The organism is Mesorhizobium sp. M1A.T.Ca.IN.004.03.1.1 (genome assembly GCF_003997555.1).
Classification (GTDB): Bacteria; Pseudomonadota; Alphaproteobacteria; order Rhizobiales; family Rhizobiaceae; genus Mesorhizobium.
This window is the reverse complement of sequence record NZ_RZTV01001010.1, coordinates 1-239: the sequence shown is the minus strand read 5'-3', so window position 1 is coordinate 239 and position 239 is coordinate 1. Positions and strand designations below refer to the sequence as shown.

Here is a 239-nt window from a genome sequence, read left to right as displayed (position 1 = left end):
TTCGGCGGCGCCGTCTGCACCGTTGCCGTTTCGCTCGACGGCGTTGCGCTGCCGCCGATCCTGATCAAGACTTCGAGCGTTGCGCTTCCGGCGCGAGGCGATCTCGTTCGCCTCGATATCGCCGGCAAGGCGCATGTCTTCGAGAACTAAACCAAGAGCCCGCACCTCCTGTTGGACGCGCGGGCTCTATCATTTTTCGTTTTCGTGTCGTTCTTTCCGGAAATCCATTTCGATTTCCG

1 pseudogene is annotated in these 239 nt (G+C 59.4%); it reads left to right on the top strand.

Going from position 1 to position 239, the window contains the following annotated elements:
• Nucleotides 1–150 (top strand): annotated as a pseudogene (locus tag EOD29_RS34735) (ABC transporter ATP-binding protein); the annotation flags it as partial.
• Nucleotides 151–239: the final 89 nt, after the last annotated feature.